The sequence below is a fragment of the Micromonospora sp. NPDC050980 genome, assembly GCF_040653835.1.
Lineage (GTDB): Bacteria > Actinomycetota > Actinomycetes > Mycobacteriales > Micromonosporaceae > Micromonospora.
The window spans coordinates 112,371-128,771 of record NZ_JBFAGS010000008.1; the positions used below are offsets into that span (position 1 = coordinate 112,371).

Below are 16,401 nucleotides of genomic sequence, written 5' to 3' on the forward strand. Positions count from 1 at the left end.
GGCGAGCGCGTCCGACCGGCGGCGCCGCCACCTCGCCAAGATCTTGGTACGAAAGGGCCCCCACGGGGGCCGATCCCTACCAAGATCTTCCGCCGCTCCCGACGGATGGAACGGGCGTCCCGCCTGGTGGCCTGCCGAATCGAGGTTGGTCGCGGGACGCCGGTGGGACGGACGCGACGGCGGCGGCCCACTCCGGGGTGGACGACGTGGCGGGGCGGATCGGGATGACCGGACCGGACGACGCCGGCGCGGGCCGGACGCCCGTCGGATCCGCGCCGGCGTGGTGGGGCGCGCGGTGGGCCTGGATCGGCCGCACGCGCCGTACGCTCGGCGTGGCCCGGTCCGGGGCCGCCCGGTCCGGGGCCGCCCGGTCCGGGGCCGCCCGGTCCGGGGTGCCCGCGTCGTCCGGCGGCATTTCCGCGACCCGTCGCCGCACCCACGGGAGCGAGACTGCGGGCTCGGGCAGCGTCCCGGGGGCGGGCAGCGCCTCGGGTCCGGCCGGCGTCACCGGAGCGCGCGGCATGTCGGGGCGGCCCGGCACGTGGGGATCGGACGGCGCATCCAGATCGGACGGCGCATCCGGATCGGCGGGCGCACGGGGCTCGGACGGCGCATCCGGATCGGACGGCGCACGTGGCTCGGGGGGCGCATCCGGATCGGACGGCGCACGGGGCTCGGGGGGCGCATCCGGATCGGACGGCGCATGGGCATCGGGCGGCGTCGCCGGTCGGGCGGGGGCCGGCGGACCGCACGGCACGTCGGCACCGGCGGGCGTCGGCGGAACGGGCCGCGCCGCCGGAGCGGGCGCCGCGGGTGCCCACGACGCCACGGGTCCGACCGGTGACACGGATCCGACCGGGGCGGCCGGGGCGGCCGGGACCACCGGGCGGCCGGGGCGGAGCGGGGCACGGCACCATCGGGACGGTGTCCGGGTGGACACGCCCCCCGGCAACCGGGCCGACGCCACCGTCACGCCGGCAGGCACCGGCGCGGACGGATGGCCGGCCCGGGACGGCGTACTCCCGCTCTCCCTCGCGCCCGCCCGGCGCGGACCGGCCGTGGTCGACGGGTCCGGACGCCACGGCACCGCCGGCCACGGCCGGGCGCGGATCGCCAGGTCGTCCCGCGCCGACGGCTCCGACCCGACGCGGGAGGCGCCCCGGCTTGCGCGACTGAGGTGGCGGCCGGACCGGGCGACGACGACGGACGACGGAGACCGACGACGCGCCCACCACCCGTGGCCGGCCCTGCCGGGCGAGGCCGGCGCGACGGGTTCGGGCAGCGCGGGTCGGCCGGTGGACGGGCGACCGACCGCCGGCGGCGCGGCACGACCCGACCGGTGGCCGGCGCTGCCCGACGAGCAGGCGTCCCGCCCGGCGACCACCTCGCGCCCGACCTGGCACGAAGCGGTGCTGGACCGCGAACAGGCGGGTCGCTGATGGAGCGCGTCGCGTTTCTCGTGGACGAGTCCGGCACCCGGGTCGACTGCCTGCTCAACCCGGAGACCGTGCAGGTCACCCGGCTGGCCGGGCTGCGTCCCCGGTCCGGGCCGGACGGGCCGCTGACCGGTGCCGGCCTGGCCGACGACCCGCTGGTCTTCACCGGTGGCGGGCGCACCGAGCTGGTGCTGGACCTGCTTTTCGACCTCGACTTCGTGGAGTCACCGGCCCGCCCCGAGGACGTCCGCGCGCTGACCCGGCCGCTGTGGATGCTCGCCGAGAACTCCGCGGTCGAGCACGGCTGGCCCCGCCCACCGCTGGTCCGGCTGGTCTGGGGCAAGACCTGGAACGTGCCGGGCGTCGTCGCGGCCATCGCGGAACGCTTCGACGCGTTCACGCTCACCGGCACGCCGCGCCGCTCCTGGCTACGGATGCGGCTGGTCCGGGTGGCGGAGACCGCGGACGCGGCCCGGGCCGGCTTCGAGGAGGAACTGGCCGCGGCGGGCACACCGAGCGTGCCGCCCGGCTCCGCGGTGGTCGCCGCCGCCGACGGCGCGGCCGAGCCGGGCTGGTCCGGCGTGCGCTTCGACCTGCTCGCCCACGACGCGTTGGGGTCGCCGCTGCGCTGGCGGTTGCTCGCCGAGCACAACCGGATCACCGACCCGCTCGCGGTGCCGGCCGGCACCGCGCTGGCGGTGCCGGCGACCGGCGTCGCCACGATGACGGGAGGCACGCCGTGAACCGGGCCGCGACGGTGACCGTGGACGGCCGGCCGCTGGCCGACCCGACCCGGCTGCGTGGCATCCGGGTCGCCGCCCGGCTGGACCGGCCGACCCAGTGCGAGCTGGCCCTGGCCACCGCGCCCGGCGCGGGCGCCCTCGACCCGCCGGTACGCCCCGGCGCCGCCCTGGACGTGCGCCTGGAAGATCACCCGGAGGCCCTGTTCACCGGCGAGGTCACCGCCGTGCAGGTGGCGTACGCCGGTGACGGCGCCGCGCTGCTGCGGCTGCGGGCGTACGACCCGCTGCACCGGCTGCGCAAGCGACAGGAGCTGCGGGTGTTCGAGTCGATGACGGTCGCCGAGCTGGCCGGGGAGCTGTGCGCCGGGCTGGGGCTGAGCGTGGTCGCCGAGGCCGACGGGCCACGCCTGGACCGGCTGCTGCAGCACCGGCACACCGATCTGGAGCTGCTGTGCGAGGTGGCCGGCCGGGCCGGGCTGCACCTGAGCGTGGACGCCGACCGGCTGCGGCTGCTCACCCTCGACGGTTACGGCGAGCCGGTGCCGCTGGCCCTCGGCGCGACCGTGCACGAGCTGCGGGTCACCGAGAACCTGGACCGGGCCGGCGCGGAGTGCGCCGCGCTGGGCTGGCACCCGCAGCGCGCCGAGCCGCTGGGCCAGCGGGCCGGCGAGGCACGCAGCGGGCGGCGGATCCCGCTGCGCCCGGCGCCCGGCGACGTCGGCGCGGACGGCGTGCGTACCGCGGTGGACCAGCCCGCGCGCAGCGACGACGAGCTGGCCGCGCTGGCCCAGGCCGGGCTGGACGCGCGGGTCGCCGCGCTGGTCACCGCCGAGGGCACCGCCGAGGGTGACCCGGCGTTGCGGCCGGGCCGGCGGATCGCGCTGGCCGGCGTCCCGGAGCCGGTGGCCGGCGTGTACGTGCTCACCGACGTGGTGCACACGGTGGACGCCGACGGCCACCTGACCCGGTTCTCCACCGCCCCGCCGGAGCCGCCCCCGTCGGCCGCGCCCCCGGCGGCGACGGTCACGCTCGGCACGGTCACCGACGTGGACGACCCGGACGGGCTGGGCCGGGCCCGGGTGACGTTGCCCGCCTACGGGGGGCTGGACGCCGGGTGGCTCGCCGTGCTCTGCCCGGGCGCGGGCCGGGGCAAGGGCATCGTCGCGCTGCCCGACCCGGACGACACCGTGCTGGTGGCGCTGCCCGGCGGTGAGCCGGTGGCGGGCGTGGTGCTCGGCTCGCTGTTCGGCGTCGTCGAGCCGTACGACGCGGGGATCGTCTCCGGCCGGTCCCGGCGGTGGTCGGTGCGGACCGGCACCGGCCAGTCGATCGTGATCGACGACGACGGGCGCACGCTGCGGCTGGCCACCGACGCGGGCAGCTTCGTCGAGCTGCGCCCCGAGCTGACCACCGTGCACGCCGCCGGCGACCTGGTGCTCTCCGCGCCGGGGCGGGCCATCGTGGTGCGCGCGAAGACCGTCGACTTCCTGCACGCCCCGGCGGCCGAGGACGCGGAGACCGCCGCCGCGCAGGCCCGTACCCTCGCCCGCTCCGCCGGAGGTGGCTGATGCGTTGGATCCACCGCGACTCGCTGATCACCTGCGGACACGACGGGCGGGTGGCGAACCGTCCGTCGCAACACTGGGTGACCGTGCGGGGGGTGCCCGCCCTGGTGCGGCCCGACCCGGAGGAGCGCGACATCACCGCCTGCCCGAACTACGGCCCGACGATCAAACCTTGCCTGCACACCAAGACCGTCACCGTGGGCTACAGCGCCTGGGTGCGCATCGACCGGCGGCCGGTGGTGCTGTCGCACCTGGACGGCCTCACCGACGGCACCCCGCCGGGGACCGTGCACCACCAGGTCCGTGACCCGCGGCAGATGTTCCTGGGGGCGGACGGATGAGGGCGTTCCGCTTCGTCGGCGCCGGCTTCGACGCCGGCCGCGCCGGTGGGCTCGCGCTGACCGCCGCCGGCGGGCTCGCCATGACCGAGGGCGACGAGACGGTACGCCAGGCGCTGTACCTGCTGCTGTCCACCACGCCGGGCGAGCGGCTGATGCGTCCCGGGTACGGCTCCCGGCTGCACCGGCTGGTCTTCGCGCCGAACGACGACACCACCGCCGGGCTGGCCATCCACTACGTCCGGCAGGCGATCCGGCGCTGGGAGCCGCGGGTGGAGGTGCTCGACGTGGACGCCGGACCGGACCCGGACGACCCGTGGCGCCTGGTGATCCGGCTGGACTACCGGGTGCGGGCCAGCCTCTCCCCCGGCCAGCTGGTGTTCTCCGTGGACCTGCTGCCGCCCGACGACGAACCCGGCGACCGGCCGGGCGAGGAGGCCACGTCATGACGCTGCCGGTGCCGCACCTGGACGACCGCGCGTTCCTCGATCTGGTCACCGAGGCGCGGGAACGGATCCGCAGCTCCTGCCCGGACTGGACCGATCTGTCCGCGCACGACCCGGGGATGGCGCTGCTGGAGGCGTTCGCCTACCTGACCGAGGTGATGATCTACCGGCTGAACCAGTTGCCGGAGAAGGCGTACGTGGCGTTCCTGAACCTGCTCGGCGCGACCCGGCACCCGCCGGCGGCGGCCTGGGCGGACGTGCGCCTGACCCGCACCGGCGCGGACCGCGGCGCGGTGCGGGTGCCGGCCGGGACCCGGGTCGCGGCGGCCCGCGGCGCGGATCCCCGGCCGGTCGTCTTCGTGACCACCGAGCCGGCCCTGCTGCCCGCCGGCGAGACCGAGGTGACGGTACGGGTGCACCACTGCGAGCCGGTCGAGGCGGAGCTGCTGGGCACCGGCACCGGCCAGCCGGGGCAGACGTTCCGGGCGGCCCGCGCGCCGCTGACCCGCACCACCGAGGCGCTGGACCTGCTGCTCGGGGTGGAGGTGCCGGCCGGTTCGGTGGAGCTGGGCGCCGCCGCCCGCGAGCACGACGGCCGCACCTATGAGATCTGGCGGCCGGTGGACAGCTTCGCCGGCCTCGGCCCGCAGGCCAAGGTCTACCTGGTCGACCGGGCCTCCGGGGTGGTCACGTTCGCCCCGGCGCTGGACCTGCGCCCGGTCGCGCCCGCCGGGGCCGGGCCGGGCAGCGGGACCGGGCCGGACGCCGGAACCGGGCCGGACGCGACGCCGGTGGCCGGGGTGACGACGGTGGCGGCGGTGCCGCCGGCCGGGCGGCAGGTGCGGCTCTGGTACCGGTGCGGCGGAGGGCCGGCCGGCAACGTGGCGGCCGGCGTGCTGACCAGCCTGCGGGATCCGCTGCCCGGGCTCCGGGTGGACAACCCGAGGCCGGCCACCGGCGGGCGGGAACTGGAGGCGCTGGAGTCGGTGCTGGCCCGGGGGCCGTACGAGTTCTTCGCCCAGCAGCGCGCCGTCACCGCGCGGGACTTCGAGATCCTCGCCACCGGCTCCGGCGCGGTGGCCCGGGCCCGCGCGTTCACCCGCGCCGCGGTCTACAGCTTCGCCCGCCCCGGCGAGGTGGAGGTGGTGCTGGTGCCGTACGTGCCCCCGGCGGCCCGCCCCGGCGGCCGGCTGCCGGTGGCGGTGCTGCGCGAGCACGAGGTGGAGGAGGCGCGCCGCCGGGTCGAGGCCGACCTGGAGCAACGCCGCGCCCTGGGCACGGCGGTGCGCGCCGGCTGGGCCCGCTACAAGGCGGTCTCGGTGCGCGCCCGGGTGGTGGTGCGGCGCGAGGAGGACGTGGACGCGGTCCGCCGCCGCATCCACGACCGGCTGCACCAGACGCTGAGCCCGCTGCCCACGCCGCTCAACCCGGCCGGCTGGGCGTTCGGCGAGCCGCTGCGCGCCTCCAACGTCTACCGGATGCTGGAGCACGCCGAGCCGGGCGTGCGCTACGTCGAGTCGGTGCGGTTCGTGGTCGACGAGGCGCCGGACGCGCAGGTCCGCACCGTCGCGGTGGACCAGTACCAGCCGGACACCTGGTACGCCGGGCGCGGGCCGGTGCTGTTCCGTTCGACCGACGCCGGCGCGGGCTGGGAACCGGCCGGCCGGTTCGACGACGAGACGGTGGTGCGGGTGGCGCCCGCGCCCGCCCCGGCACGCCCCGGCGTGGTGCCCCGGGCCGGCTCGGTGGCGGTGGTGACCGCCCGCGACGCCGGCGGCTCCCGGGTGCGGCTGAGCACCGACCTGGGTGAGACCTGGACGCTGCTGACCGACCTGGAGGCCGGCGTGCGGGACCTGGCGTGGATCGACCGGGACGGCAGCGGCGCGCTGCTGCTGGCCACCGACGCCGGGCTGTACGAGGTGCCGCTGCTGCCCGGGGCGGTGCCGTTGCAGATCCTGGTCGACCCGGCCGACGCGGACCGGGGTTTCTACGCGGTGCGGTCGTTCGTCTCCGAGCGCGGCGCGCCCGGGGTGGCCGTCGCCGCGCAGGCCGGCTTCGGGGTCTACCTGTCCACCGCGGCCGGCCGCCCCGGCACGTTCGCCCACGTCGGCCTCGCCAACGTGGACAACCGTGTCCTCGCCGTGCAGTACGACGGCCCGGCCACGCTGCTGTGGTGCGGCGCGGGCGAGCCGGACCCGAAGAAGCCCGGCCAGGGCGCCCACCGCACCCGGCTGTTCGAGTCGGACGTGCAGTGGCAGTCGATGGCCGCCGGTTGGATCGGCGGCACCTGCCGGGACCTGGCGTTCAGCGGCCCGCTGGCGCTGGCCGCCACGCAGAGCGGCGGCGTGGTCCGGCTGGACACCCTCGCCGGGCAGCCGCAGTGGCGGCCGGTGATGGTCAACTGCGGGCTGCCGTTGCGGGACCGGACCCGGTTCTCACCGGTGGACGCCATCGCCGCCACCACGCCGTCCGCCGGCGGCGACCGGTTGGTGCTGGCCGGGGGCGAGCGCGGCGTGTACCGCAGCGGCGACGGCGAGGACTGGACGGCCAGCGCCAACCAGGCCACCGCCGACGTGGTCACCGTCCCCGGCACCTGGCTGCTCTGCTCCGGCGAGCACGACATCGAGGTGGTGCGGCAGGATGCGTCGAACCGCGATTGAGCGGCTGCTGCCGGCCGCCTACCAGCGGGCCGCCGGCCCGGGCAGCGTGCTGGGCGCGCTGTTGGACGTGATGGAGGCGCTGCACGCCCCGGACGAGGCGGTGCTCGCCGACGTCGACGCGCTGTTCGGGCCGTACCGGACGCCGGACGGGTTCGTGGCGTACCTGACCCGCTGGGTGGCGATGGACCACGTGGTGGCCGCGCCGCGCGCGGACGTGCCGTTGCCGCTTCCGCTGGGTCGGCTGCGTGACCTGGTCGCGCACGGCGCGCTGCTGGCGAGCTGGCGGGGCACGCCGTTCGGGATGCGCACCGCCCTGGAGCTGGCCACCGGGGTGACCGGGTTCGTCCTGGACGAGCCGGCGGAACGGCCGTTCCACCTGGTGGTACGCGTGCCGCCGGCTGCCGCTGACCGGCTGGCGCTGGTCACCCGGATCGTCGAGGCGGAGAAGCCGGCAGCGGTCACCGTCGAGGTGCGCGGCCCCGCCGACGACGATTCCGCACCCGAGCCGGTACGCGCGGTCGGCCGGGCGCACGTGCCCCCACCTGAGCCCCACCACCCGCCCGAGGAGCCCTCATGACCACCGAATGGACCGTCGTCGCCGCCGCCGAACAGTTCACCCTGGACGCCCGCAACGCCGGTGAGTTGACCTTCACCGTGTCGAACCCGGGCACGGCGCCGGACACCGTGGTGTTCGACGTCGCACCCGGCGAGGGCAGCCAGCGCGCCTGGTTCACGGTGGCCGAGCCGCAGCGGGTGGTGCCTGGGCAGGGGTCGGTTTCGGTCCTGGTCCGCCTCGCCGTGCCGGCCGGCACCCCGCCCCGGCGCTACGACATGACCGGGTTCGCGTACTCGGCGAACACCGCACCGGAGGAGAGTTCCCGCTCCAGCGGCCGGGTGACCTACGACGTGCGGGCGGTGGTGGCGCCGAAGCGCTCGCCGTGGCCGTGGCTGGCCGCCGCGGCGGCGCTGCTGCTGGTGGTGGCCGGCGTGGCGGTGTGGCTGGTGACCCGCGGCCCGGACACCCCGCCGACCCCGTCGGCCGGGCCGGTCGCGGTGGAGGCGGAGACGCTCGTCGCCGACGCCGAGGTCACGTCGAAGACCGCCGCCAAGGCGGCGGTGCTGGCGCAGGACAACTGCTGCGGCGTGGTCTTCTCCGGCGACCGGCAGTTGTTCTTCCTCGGCCGCGCGGTCGGCGACCGGGTGACCGTGCCGGTGGACCTGCCGGCGGACGGCACCTGGCGGTTCTCCGCCGTGCGCACCACCGCGCCCGACTACGCGAACACGATCTGGCTGATCGACGGCCGGCAGGTCGGCGACACGTTCTTCGGCTTCAGCCCGGGCGTGGCGCGCACCGACGAGACGGAGGTGGACACCGTGGAGCTGACCCGGGGGCCGCACGAGCTGACGTTGGTGGCGGTGAGCCGGACCCAGGGCACCGACGCCTACTTCGCCGGGGTGGACCTGATCCGGTTCACCCCGGCCGGACGCCCGTGAGCGCGAGGAGTGAGCCGGTGTTGCGAGCCCCGCAGTCGCGAACCGAGCAGGCACCGTGAGCGGTCGGCAGAAGGTGCTGCTGGTCGCGCTGGCCGCGCTGCTGGTGGCGCTCTGGCTGGTGGCGGTGGCCGGCCGGCGGGACGACCCGGGCGACCCGGCCGCCGGACCGGGTCCGCTGGCCCGGCTCGGGCGCGGCGGCGCGGCGGTGGACCCGGCGACGGTGACCGTGGCGTGCGTGCCGCCGGCCGCCGAACCGGTGGGCACCGCCGAAGGGGTGGTGCTCGCCTTCGGCGCCACCTGCCGGCTGCGGGTCGCCGACCCGGGCGCCCTGCGCACGCTGGTGCTGCGCGGCGCGACGCCGTTCGAGGTGACGGCCCGCGCGCCCGGCGGCGCGGACGTCACGGTCACCGACGAGGTCACGCCCGGGCCGGATGGCGCGGCGGTGGCGAAGGTGGCGGTGGACCGGCAGACCGAGGTGCTCCTGCGGTGCCGGGGAGGTGGCGGGTGCACGGTCACTGTCGCCCGGTCCTGACCGGGCCCGCCGACGCGGAGGCGCGACATGGGTGAGCTGCGTAAACCGTTCCTGCTGCTGGCGCTGTTCGTGGTGGCGCTGGTGGTCGCCGTGGAGTTGGGCGCGGCGGCGCTGACCGGCGGCGGGGACGCGGGTGCGGCGCTGCGCGAGCGCGCCGGGCAGCTCGGCGTCGAGCTGGGCGACGTGGGCGGGGTGGCCGAGCCGTCCGGCCGGGGCACCGGCCACCTGGCGCTGATCGACGTGGTGGCGCTCTGGACCACCGGGCTGTTCGCGCTGAGCCTGGTGCTGCCGGACCGCGTGCAGGGCCGGGTCCAGGGGGTGGCCACGCTGGTCTTCTCGGTCGTGCTGCTGCTGGTGTCGCTGGTCCTGCTGGTCGTGGCGTTCGTGGAGCTGACCGTGATGGTCTCGCTGTTCCTGGCGCCTCCGTTCGGCACCCTGGCCTACCTGGCGGTGTGGGGGTTCTTCCCGGTCGACGACGCGGCCGTGCTGCTCGGCCTGGTGCTGCTGCTCAAGCTGGTCTGGGCCGGGCTGCTGCTGGCCGCCCAGCCGCGTTTCCTGCGCAACAAGGGGCTGGTGCTGCTGGCGTCGACCACGCTGCTGTGCACCGTGGTGCTGCAGTTCCTGCACGGTCTGGTGCCGGTGATCCTGGTCAGCGTCGTCGACGACCTCGGCGCGGTGGTGTTCGCCGTGGTGGCGCTGATCTGGGCGCTGGTGCTGCTGGTCGGGTCGATCCCGGCGATCGTCAAGGCGGTGCGCGTCACGGTGACGACGTCCGGCCGCCCGGTCAGCTGACCGGGCGGCCGGTGGCGAGTTCGGCCAGGCGCGGGAGCTGCGCCGGGTCGGTGAGCGCCGAGCCGACCGCCACCACCCGGACGCCGGCGGCCAGGAAGTCCCCCGCGTTGCCGGCGTCGATGCCGCCGGTGGCCACGAACCGGGCCTCCGGGAGCGGCCCGGCGACCGCCCGGAACCAGGCCGGGCCGAGGCTGACCGCCGGGAACGCCTTGAGCCACACCAGGCCGTGGTCGAGCGCCTGCTGCGCCTCGGTGGGGGTGGCCACGCCGGGCAGGTGCGGGATGCCGTAGCTGCGCGCCGCGTCGGCGACCGCCAGGTCCAGGCCGGGCGCGACGGTGAACGCCGCCCCGGCGCCGACCGCCTGGCGGACCTGGGCCGGGGTGCGGACCGTGCCGGCGCCGACGATCCGGTCCCGGCGCCGGCCGGCCGCGGCGGCGGCGCGCAGCGCGGGCACCGCCCCCGGCGTGCGGATCGGCACCTCCACCACGTCGATGCCGAGGTCCCAGGCCAGCTCCGCGAGCCGAACCGTCTCCGCCAGCGGCAGGTCGCGCAGGATCACCATCACCCGCGCGTCACCGAACAGCGGTGCGAAGTCGTGCCCGGTCATCTGTGGTTCCCTTCGTCGCGACGCCGCACCGGCGTCGACCAGTCCCGGTCGGTCAGCGCCAGCGCCCGGGCGATGCCGGCCGGGTCCGGCGGTGGCGCGGTGTCGCCCGGCACGGCCAGCACCGGCGCCGCGGTGAGGTGGCCCAGGCGGAGACAGGATCGCAGGTCCAGCTCGCGCAGCAGCCCGGAGAGGAAGCCGGCGGCGAACGCGTCCCCGGCGCCGACCGGTTCCACCACGGCCACTGGCAACGCCGGCACGAAGACCGCCGTCGCGGTGCGCGGCAGCGCGGTGACGCCGACCGGCCCGTCCTTGACCACCACCAGTTCCGGCCCGGGCAGCAGGTCGCGGACGGCGGCCGGGTCGGCGCTGCCCCAGAGCGTGGCGGCCTCGTCCAGCCCGACGAGCACCACGTCGGCGCGGTCGGCCAACTCCCGCAGGACCGGGGCGGCCCGGCCGGCGGGCCAGAGCGCGGGGCGGTGGTTGACGTCGAAGGTGACCCGGGCGCCGGGCGTCGCCCGCCCGGCCAGCGCGTGCGCGAGCAGGTCCCGGCAGGAGTCGGAGAGCGCGGCGGTGATCCCGGACAGGTGCAGCAGCCGCGCCCCGGCCAGCCGGGGGTCGGCGAGGTCGGCCGCGCAGAGCCGGCTCGCCGCCGACCCGGCCCGGTGGTAGTGGACCCGGGTGCCGGCCGGGCCGGGGTCCTTGAGGTAGACACCGGTCGGGGCGGCCGGGTCGATCGTGACCAGGCCGATGTCGACCCCGGCGGCGGCGATCTCGGCGACCACCCGGCGGCCGAACGGGTCGTCGCCGACCCGGCTCACCCAGGCGGCGTGGTGACCGAGCCGGGCCAGCCCCATCGCCACGTTCGACTCGGCGCCGCCGACGCCGACCGTGAGCCGGGCGGCGTGTTGCAGCGGCCCGCCGTCGTCGGGGGCGAGCACCACCATGCTCTCCCCCACACAGGCGACCTCCGGCTCGGTCATGACGGCGCCGCGAGGCGGGCCGCGGCGGCGGCCGGGGCGAGGTGGCCGTCGACGACAAGCACCCGGTGCCGGTTGCGGCGGGGTGTGCCGGCGGCGACCACGGCCGGCCGGTCGAAGGCGTACGCGACGCAGACGCCCGGGTACCCGGCGGTGCGGACGAACCACCTGTCGCCCGGCCCCAGACCGGTGAACACCAGCGTGTACGGGCCGCCGTCGGGCGCGGTGCCGGCGAGCGCCAGCCACGGCGCGACCGAGCCGTTGACCGCCTCCTCGCCGGTCGCCTCACCGGTGAAGACGCGGGGTTCGGCGTCGGCGACCGCCCGCCAGAAGAAGCCGCCGTAGCCGGCGCCGCCGGGGCGGCCGTTGGTGGCCGGGCTGCCCAGGTGGACGTCGGCGCCGGTGGCGGACGTGAGCGTGCTGGTCAGCGTCAGCCACCACCCGTCGTCGCCGGCCGGGGCGGCGGTGAGCCGGCGGCGTTCGCGCAGCAGCGTCCGGCCGGTTGCGTCCCGCCATCGCAGGTAGTGGTCGAGTCGGTCGGCGGCCCGCTCCCGCCAGCCGGTGTGGACGATGACGCCGTGGTCGTCGCGCCAGGTGTAGCCGGTGCCGCGTACGTAGGTCCGGCCGCCCCAGAGGTTGGCGCCGTCGACGTCCGGCACGGCCAGGGACGCGCCGAGGTGCCAGACGTGGTCCGCGGGCAGCGCGTCGGTGACCGGGGTGCCGGCGCGGGTCCGCACCGGGTGCAGGTAGGGCCGGGGTCCGTGCCGGGAGTCCAGGTCGGGCCGGACCACGTAGCGGGCCACCTCGACGCCGGCGACGGCCAGGCGCTCCGGGCCGGGCTCGACAGCGGCGGCGCCACCCGGCGCGCGGTCACCGGGCTCGACGGGGCCGGCAGCGGACGCGGCGGCGCGGGGACGGCCGGTCACGACGCCTCCGGCCGCAGCGGTGCCGGCACCTCCGCCGGTCCGGCGGCACGCGCCCGGCGGCGGGCGTCGACCGCGTGCACCGCCGCGAGGGCGTACCCGCCGAGGATCGGCACCGCGACCGGGGTGACCAGCACGGCCAGCAGCGCGGCGACGCCGCAGGTCCCGGCGGCGGCGACCCAGGCGCCGGGGTGCCGCGCGCAGGTGCGGGCCGTGTGCCGGGCGGCGGCCCGCCAGCCCCGGCCGCCGGTGCGCCCGACCGCGACGGCGACCAGGCCCGCGTACCCGAGCAGGGCCGCGACCGCGACGGCGGTGACCGCGAGCGCGGGCCCGCCGCCGGGCACCCGGCCGGTGGCCAGCGCGAGCAGGTCGGCGGCGAGGAGCGCGACGGCGGCGAGCGCGACGGCGCTGACCGCCGCCCCGGCCGGGAGCGCCCGGCCGAACCGGGCCAGGCTGGTCCGCGGCGGCGGCCAGCTCCCGGTGACCGACCGGTCGTGCAGCGCGGCGGCGGCGGTGGCGACGGCCGGGGCGAGGGTGAGCAGCGGCAGCGCGGCCACCGCCACGACCAGGCCGAGCAACGCCAGGTCGGCCGCCTCGGCCACGGTGTCCCGCCAGTCCCGGCGGCTGGGCGCGGTGGTCATCCCTTCAGCCCGCTGGTGTTGATGCCCTCGACTAGCATCCGCTGGAACGCGAGGAAGAACAGGAACACCGGCAGCAGGGACAGCACCGACATGGCGAACATCGGGCCGACCGCGCTCTGGCTGGTCGAGTCGATGAACAGGGTCAGCGCCACCGGGACGGTGTAGTCCTGCAGCGTGGACAGGAAGACCAGTTGCCGGAAGAAGTCGTTCCAGGTCCAGATGAACGAGAAGATCGCGGTGGTGACCAGCGCGGGCCGGCTCAGCGGCAGGATCACGTGCCGGAACACGCCGTACGGCGTGGCGCCGTCGATCTTGGCGGCCTCGTCCAGCTCGCGCGGGATGCCGCGCATGAACTGCACCATCAGAAAGACGAAGAACGCCTCGGTGGCCAGGAAGTGCGGGATGAGCAGCGGCAGGTACGGCCAGTCGCCGCCGACCAGGCCGAGGCTGCGGAACAGGATGTACTGCGGCACGATCAGCACGTGCCCGGGCAGCAGCAGGGTGCCGATCATGACGGCGAACCACACCGAGCGCAGCCGGAACCGCAGTCGGCCGAGGGCGTACGCGGCCAGCAGGCAGGACAGCGCGTTGCCGACCACGGTGAGCAGGCTGACCATGGCGCTGTTGAGGAAGAACCGGCCGAAGCTGACGTCGAAGTTGGTCCAGCCGTCGACGTAGTTGCCGGGGGTGAACGTCTCCGGCAGCAGGCCGATGTTGTTGACGATCTCGGCCGGCGACTTGACCGAGGTGCCGAGCATCCAGATCAGCGGGTAGAGCACCACGGCCACGATCGCCACGAGCACCAGCAGGCGCAGCGCCTGCCGGTGGCGCGGGCGACGGCGGACCGGACCGGCGGTCGCCGCGGTCATCAGTCGTTCCCCCCGTCCGAGTAGTGCACCCAGAACCGGCCGGTGCTGAAGAACACGGCCGTGATGAGCGCGATGGCCAGCAGGAACACCCAGGCCATCGCCGAGGCGTAGCCCATCTCCAGGTCGGTGAAGCCGGAGATGTAGAGCTTGAGCGTGTACATCAGGGTGGAGTCGACCGGGCCGCCGGTGCCGTTGCTGAGCACGAACGCGGCGGTGAAGCCCTGAAAGCCGTGGATGGTCTCCAGCACCAGGTTGAAGAAGATCACCGGGGAGAGCATCGGCAGGGTGACCGCGCGGAACCGGCGCCAGGCTCCGGCGCCGTCCACCGCCGCCGCCTCGTACAGCTCGGTGGGGACCTGCTTGAGCCCGGCCAGGAAGATCACCATGGGCGCGCCGAACTGCCAGATCGCCAGCACCATCAGCGTCTGCAGCGCCCAGTCCGGGTCGGCGACCCAGGGCAGCCCCTCGATGCCGAACAGCGCGAGGAACGAGTTGAACGCGCCGTCCCGGTTGAACATGTTGACCCAGACGATGGCCAGCGCCACGCTGCCGCCGAGCAGCGACGGCAGGTAGAACAGGCCGCGGAACAGCCCGACGCCGCGCCAGGCGCGGTTGAGCAGCAGCGCGACGCCGAGCGCGGCGGCCAGCTTCAGCGGCACGGCGACCAGCGCGAACGTCAGCGTGACCCGCACCGCGTGCCAGTACGACGGGTCGGCGGTGAACATCCGTTCGTAGTTCGCCAGCCCGACCCAGCGCACCTCGGACAGCGGGGTGAGGATGTCGTAGTCGGTAAAGCTCAGCCAGAGCGAGAGCAGCATCGGGATCGCCGTGATGCCCATCAGTCCGATGAGCCAGGGCGAGAGGAAGACGTACCCCGCCAGGCCCTCGCCGTACCGGGCCCGGCCGGCCCCGCGCCGCGTGGGGTGGGGGCCGACCGGTCCGGTCCGGGGGGTCCGGCCGGGTGCCGTGGTGAGGGCCACGGGCCGGTTCCTTTCTTCTCGGCGGCGGGTCAGGCGATCGCGGACCTGCAGGCGGTGACGAACTGCTCCGCCGCCTGCGCCGGGGTGACCCGGCCGTACTGGGCGTTCTCGGCGGCCTTGACCAGCTCGGACTTGACCTTGCTGTGTCCCTTGATCGGCACCTGCGGCGACGGGCCGAATTTCTGCGCCAGCTCGGTCTCGACCTGGATGGACTGCTTCATGGCCGGGTCGGTGGCGGTTTCGCTGACCTTGGCCCGCAGGTCCATGTTGGACGGCAGCCCCCGGTCGGTGCCGAGCAGCGCGACCGCCTCCGGGTCGTTGCTCAGGAAGTTGATCACGTCGACGGCGGCGTCGCGGTGCTTGCTGCCCTTGAACACCGACCAGTACATCGAGGCGCGGGCCCACTGGCCGCTGGGGTCACCGGGATAGGCGACCACACCCAACTCGTCCTTGGTGTTCTTCTTCAGGTCCGGCATCTGGTTGACCCAGACCCAGGAGGTGGCCGCCTTCCCGGTGACCACGAGCTGCTTGGTCACGTCGCTGGCGTTGCCCTGGTGGATGACGTCCGCGGTCGGGGTGGCGCCGGCGTCCCGGGCGCCCTTCCACAGCTCGAACCACTTCGTCACGTCCTCGACGGTGAAGCCGAGTTCCTTGCCCTGGTAGAGGTCCTTGCCCTGCTGGCGCAGCCAGACCCAGAGCGCCTTGTAGTCGGCGCTGGGGTCCTGGGTGCCCGGGACCTTCGTCTTCTTCGCCACCTGCTCGGCCCAGGCGATGTGCTCCTCCCAGCTCGTTCCGGTGGTGGGCTCGGGCAGCCCGTTCTCCACCAGCAGCGTCTTGTTGTAGACCAGGCCCTGGGTGTTCTCCCCGGCGGCCACCCCGGCGAGCTTGCCGTCGACCACGCCGTACTCCAGCAGGCTCTTGGGGAACTTCGCCACGTCGAGCTTGCCGGAGTCGCGGTAGCTGCCCAGGTCGAGCGTGGTGCTGCGGCCGGCGTACTCGGCCAGGTAGTTGTCGTCGATCTGGAACAGGTCGGGCGGGTTGCCGCCGGCGGTGAGCGTGGCGAGCTTGTCGAAGTAGCCCTGGTTGGCCTGCCAGGTCTTCTCGAAGGTCACCTCGGGGTGCTTCCTGGTGTAGAGGGCCAGGACGTCCTCGGTGAGTTTGGCCCGGGCCTCGCCGCCCCACCAGAAGATGGAGAGCGTGACCTGGCCGCCGTCGCCGCCGCCGGAGTCGTCGCCGCAGCCGGCCGCGCCGAGGGCGAGCGGCGCGGCCAACGCGACGGCGGCGAGGCCGCGGACGAATCGACGTCGGGACAGGGGGGTACGGTGATTCCGCCCAGCGGGTATGCCGGCGGTGGGGGACGTTGCGGGGTGCATCTGCGCTCACTCCTCGGCTGTGGGA

Annotated in this window: 17 protein-coding genes; 10 read left to right on the top strand and 7 right to left on the bottom strand. The window is 76.0% G+C overall.

Annotation, left to right across the window (positions count from 1 at the left end; all coding sequences use genetic code 11):
* The first annotated feature begins 932 nt into the window (after nt 1–932).
* Genes AB0H28_RS15140 through AB0H28_RS15185 form a run of 10 tightly spaced genes read left to right on the top strand, consistent with a single transcriptional unit; the run spans nt 933 to nt 10,006 of the window.
* Nucleotides 933–1,439, top strand: a complete 507-nt coding sequence (locus tag AB0H28_RS15140) for a hypothetical protein (protein ID WP_358039337.1) — start codon at nt 933–935, stop codon at nt 1,437–1,439.
* Entirely contained in the window at nt 1,439–2,179 is a 741-nt protein-coding gene (locus AB0H28_RS15145) for a hypothetical protein (RefSeq protein ID WP_358039340.1), read from the top strand. The genes AB0H28_RS15140 and AB0H28_RS15145 overlap by 1 nt, the downstream gene beginning before the upstream one ends.
* Nucleotides 2,176–3,747 carry a phage baseplate assembly protein V gene (locus tag AB0H28_RS15150; RefSeq protein WP_358039343.1) on the top strand — a complete coding sequence of 524 codons (1,572 nt, stop codon included), beginning with the start codon at nt 2,176–2,178 and terminating at the stop codon, nt 3,745–3,747. Before AB0H28_RS15145 ends, AB0H28_RS15150 begins: the two co-directional genes overlap by 4 nt.
* Nucleotides 3,747–4,085, top strand: a complete 339-nt coding sequence (locus tag AB0H28_RS15155; protein ID WP_358039346.1) for a hypothetical protein — start codon at nt 3,747–3,749, stop codon at nt 4,083–4,085. Before AB0H28_RS15150 ends, AB0H28_RS15155 begins: the two co-directional genes overlap by 1 nt.
* Entirely contained in the window at nt 4,082–4,531 is a 450-nt protein-coding gene (locus AB0H28_RS15160; RefSeq protein ID WP_358039349.1) for a GPW/gp25 family protein, read from the top strand. The genes AB0H28_RS15155 and AB0H28_RS15160 overlap by 4 nt, the downstream gene beginning before the upstream one ends.
* On the top strand, nt 4,528–7,188 hold the full coding sequence (locus tag AB0H28_RS15165) for a putative baseplate assembly protein (protein ID WP_358039352.1): 2,661 nt from the start codon (nt 4,528–4,530) through the stop codon (nt 7,186–7,188). Before AB0H28_RS15160 ends, AB0H28_RS15165 begins: the two co-directional genes overlap by 4 nt.
* On the top strand, nt 7,169–7,765 hold the full coding sequence (locus AB0H28_RS15170) for a phage tail protein (RefSeq protein ID WP_358039355.1): 597 nt from the start codon (nt 7,169–7,171) through the stop codon (nt 7,763–7,765). Before AB0H28_RS15165 ends, AB0H28_RS15170 begins: the two co-directional genes overlap by 20 nt.
* Nucleotides 7,762–8,682 carry a hypothetical protein gene (locus AB0H28_RS15175; protein WP_358039358.1) on the top strand — a complete coding sequence of 307 codons (921 nt, stop codon included), beginning with the start codon at nt 7,762–7,764 and terminating at the stop codon, nt 8,680–8,682. Before AB0H28_RS15170 ends, AB0H28_RS15175 begins: the two co-directional genes overlap by 4 nt.
* Before the next feature lie 55 nt (nt 8,683–8,737).
* Nucleotides 8,738–9,214, top strand: a complete 477-nt coding sequence (locus AB0H28_RS15180) for a hypothetical protein (protein WP_358039361.1) — start codon at nt 8,738–8,740, stop codon at nt 9,212–9,214.
* A 27-nt stretch (nt 9,215–9,241) separates the two neighbouring features.
* Nucleotides 9,242–10,006 carry a hypothetical protein gene (locus tag AB0H28_RS15185; RefSeq protein WP_358039364.1) on the top strand — a complete coding sequence of 255 codons (765 nt, stop codon included), beginning with the start codon at nt 9,242–9,244 and terminating at the stop codon, nt 10,004–10,006.
* On the opposite strand, the gene AB0H28_RS15190 is transcribed toward AB0H28_RS15185, so the two are convergent.
* Genes AB0H28_RS15190 through AB0H28_RS15220 form a run of 7 tightly spaced genes read right to left on the bottom strand, consistent with a single transcriptional unit; the run spans nt 9,999 to nt 16,376 of the window.
* Nucleotides 9,999–10,613: a bifunctional 4-hydroxy-2-oxoglutarate aldolase/2-dehydro-3-deoxy-phosphogluconate aldolase gene (locus AB0H28_RS15190; RefSeq protein WP_358039367.1), complete on the bottom strand. Its 615-nt coding sequence runs from the start codon at nt 10,611–10,613 to the stop codon at nt 9,999–10,001. The genes AB0H28_RS15185 and AB0H28_RS15190 overlap by 8 nt on opposite strands.
* On the bottom strand, nt 10,610–11,593 hold the full coding sequence (locus tag AB0H28_RS15195; protein WP_358039371.1) for a sugar kinase: 984 nt from the start codon (nt 11,591–11,593) through the stop codon (nt 10,610–10,612). Before AB0H28_RS15195 ends, AB0H28_RS15190 begins: the two co-directional genes overlap by 4 nt.
* Nucleotides 11,590–12,516, bottom strand: a complete 927-nt coding sequence (locus tag AB0H28_RS15200; protein ID WP_358039374.1) for a DUF6807 family protein — start codon at nt 12,514–12,516, stop codon at nt 11,590–11,592. Before AB0H28_RS15200 ends, AB0H28_RS15195 begins: the two co-directional genes overlap by 4 nt.
* Nucleotides 12,513–13,154: a hypothetical protein gene (locus AB0H28_RS15205; RefSeq protein WP_358039377.1), complete on the bottom strand. Its 642-nt coding sequence runs from the start codon at nt 13,152–13,154 to the stop codon at nt 12,513–12,515. The genes AB0H28_RS15200 and AB0H28_RS15205 overlap by 4 nt, the downstream gene beginning before the upstream one ends.
* Complete coding sequence (locus AB0H28_RS15210) at nt 13,151–14,023, bottom strand: carbohydrate ABC transporter permease (RefSeq protein ID WP_358039380.1); 873 nt, start codon at nt 14,021–14,023, stop codon at nt 13,151–13,153. The genes AB0H28_RS15205 and AB0H28_RS15210 overlap by 4 nt, the downstream gene beginning before the upstream one ends.
* A complete protein-coding gene (locus tag AB0H28_RS15215; RefSeq protein ID WP_358039383.1) occupies nt 14,023–15,003 on the bottom strand; it encodes a sugar ABC transporter permease in 981 nt (326 codons plus the stop codon). Before AB0H28_RS15215 ends, AB0H28_RS15210 begins: the two co-directional genes overlap by 1 nt.
* A 29-nt stretch (nt 15,004–15,032) precedes the next feature.
* Entirely contained in the window at nt 15,033–16,376 is a 1,344-nt protein-coding gene (locus tag AB0H28_RS15220; RefSeq protein WP_358039386.1) for an extracellular solute-binding protein, read from the bottom strand.
* Nucleotides 16,377–16,401 lie beyond the last annotated feature (25 nt).

Excerpts from the sequence above, each read along its gene's own strand:
- AB0H28_RS15185 (WP_358039364.1), top strand. The coding sequence starts at position 9,242 with ATGGGTGAGCTGCGTAAACCGTTCCTGCTGCTGGCGCTGTTCGTGGTG.
- AB0H28_RS15170 (WP_358039355.1), top strand. The coding sequence starts at position 7,169 with ATGCGTCGAACCGCGATTGAGCGGCTGCTGCCGGCCGCCTACCAGCGG.
- AB0H28_RS15160 (WP_358039349.1), top strand. The coding sequence starts at position 4,082 with ATGAGGGCGTTCCGCTTCGTCGGCGCCGGCTTCGACGCCGGCCGCGCC.
- AB0H28_RS15190 (WP_358039367.1), bottom strand. The coding sequence starts at position 10,613 with ATGACCGGGCACGACTTCGCACCGCTGTTCGGTGACGCGCGGGTGATG.
- AB0H28_RS15155 (WP_358039346.1), top strand. The coding sequence starts at position 3,747 with ATGCGTTGGATCCACCGCGACTCGCTGATCACCTGCGGACACGACGGG.
- AB0H28_RS15175 (WP_358039358.1), top strand. The coding sequence starts at position 7,762 with ATGACCACCGAATGGACCGTCGTCGCCGCCGCCGAACAGTTCACCCTG.
- AB0H28_RS15205 (WP_358039377.1), bottom strand. The coding sequence starts at position 13,154 with ATGACCACCGCGCCCAGCCGCCGGGACTGGCGGGACACCGTGGCCGAG.
- AB0H28_RS15220 (WP_358039386.1), bottom strand. The coding sequence starts at position 16,376 with ATGCACCCCGCAACGTCCCCCACCGCCGGCATACCCGCTGGGCGGAAT.
- AB0H28_RS15165 (WP_358039352.1), top strand. The coding sequence starts at position 4,528 with ATGACGCTGCCGGTGCCGCACCTGGACGACCGCGCGTTCCTCGATCTG.
- AB0H28_RS15145 (WP_358039340.1), top strand. The coding sequence starts at position 1,439 with ATGGAGCGCGTCGCGTTTCTCGTGGACGAGTCCGGCACCCGGGTCGAC.
- AB0H28_RS15210 (WP_358039380.1), bottom strand. The coding sequence starts at position 14,023 with ATGACCGCGGCGACCGCCGGTCCGGTCCGCCGTCGCCCGCGCCACCGG.
- AB0H28_RS15195 (WP_358039371.1), bottom strand. The coding sequence starts at position 11,593 with ATGACCGAGCCGGAGGTCGCCTGTGTGGGGGAGAGCATGGTGGTGCTC.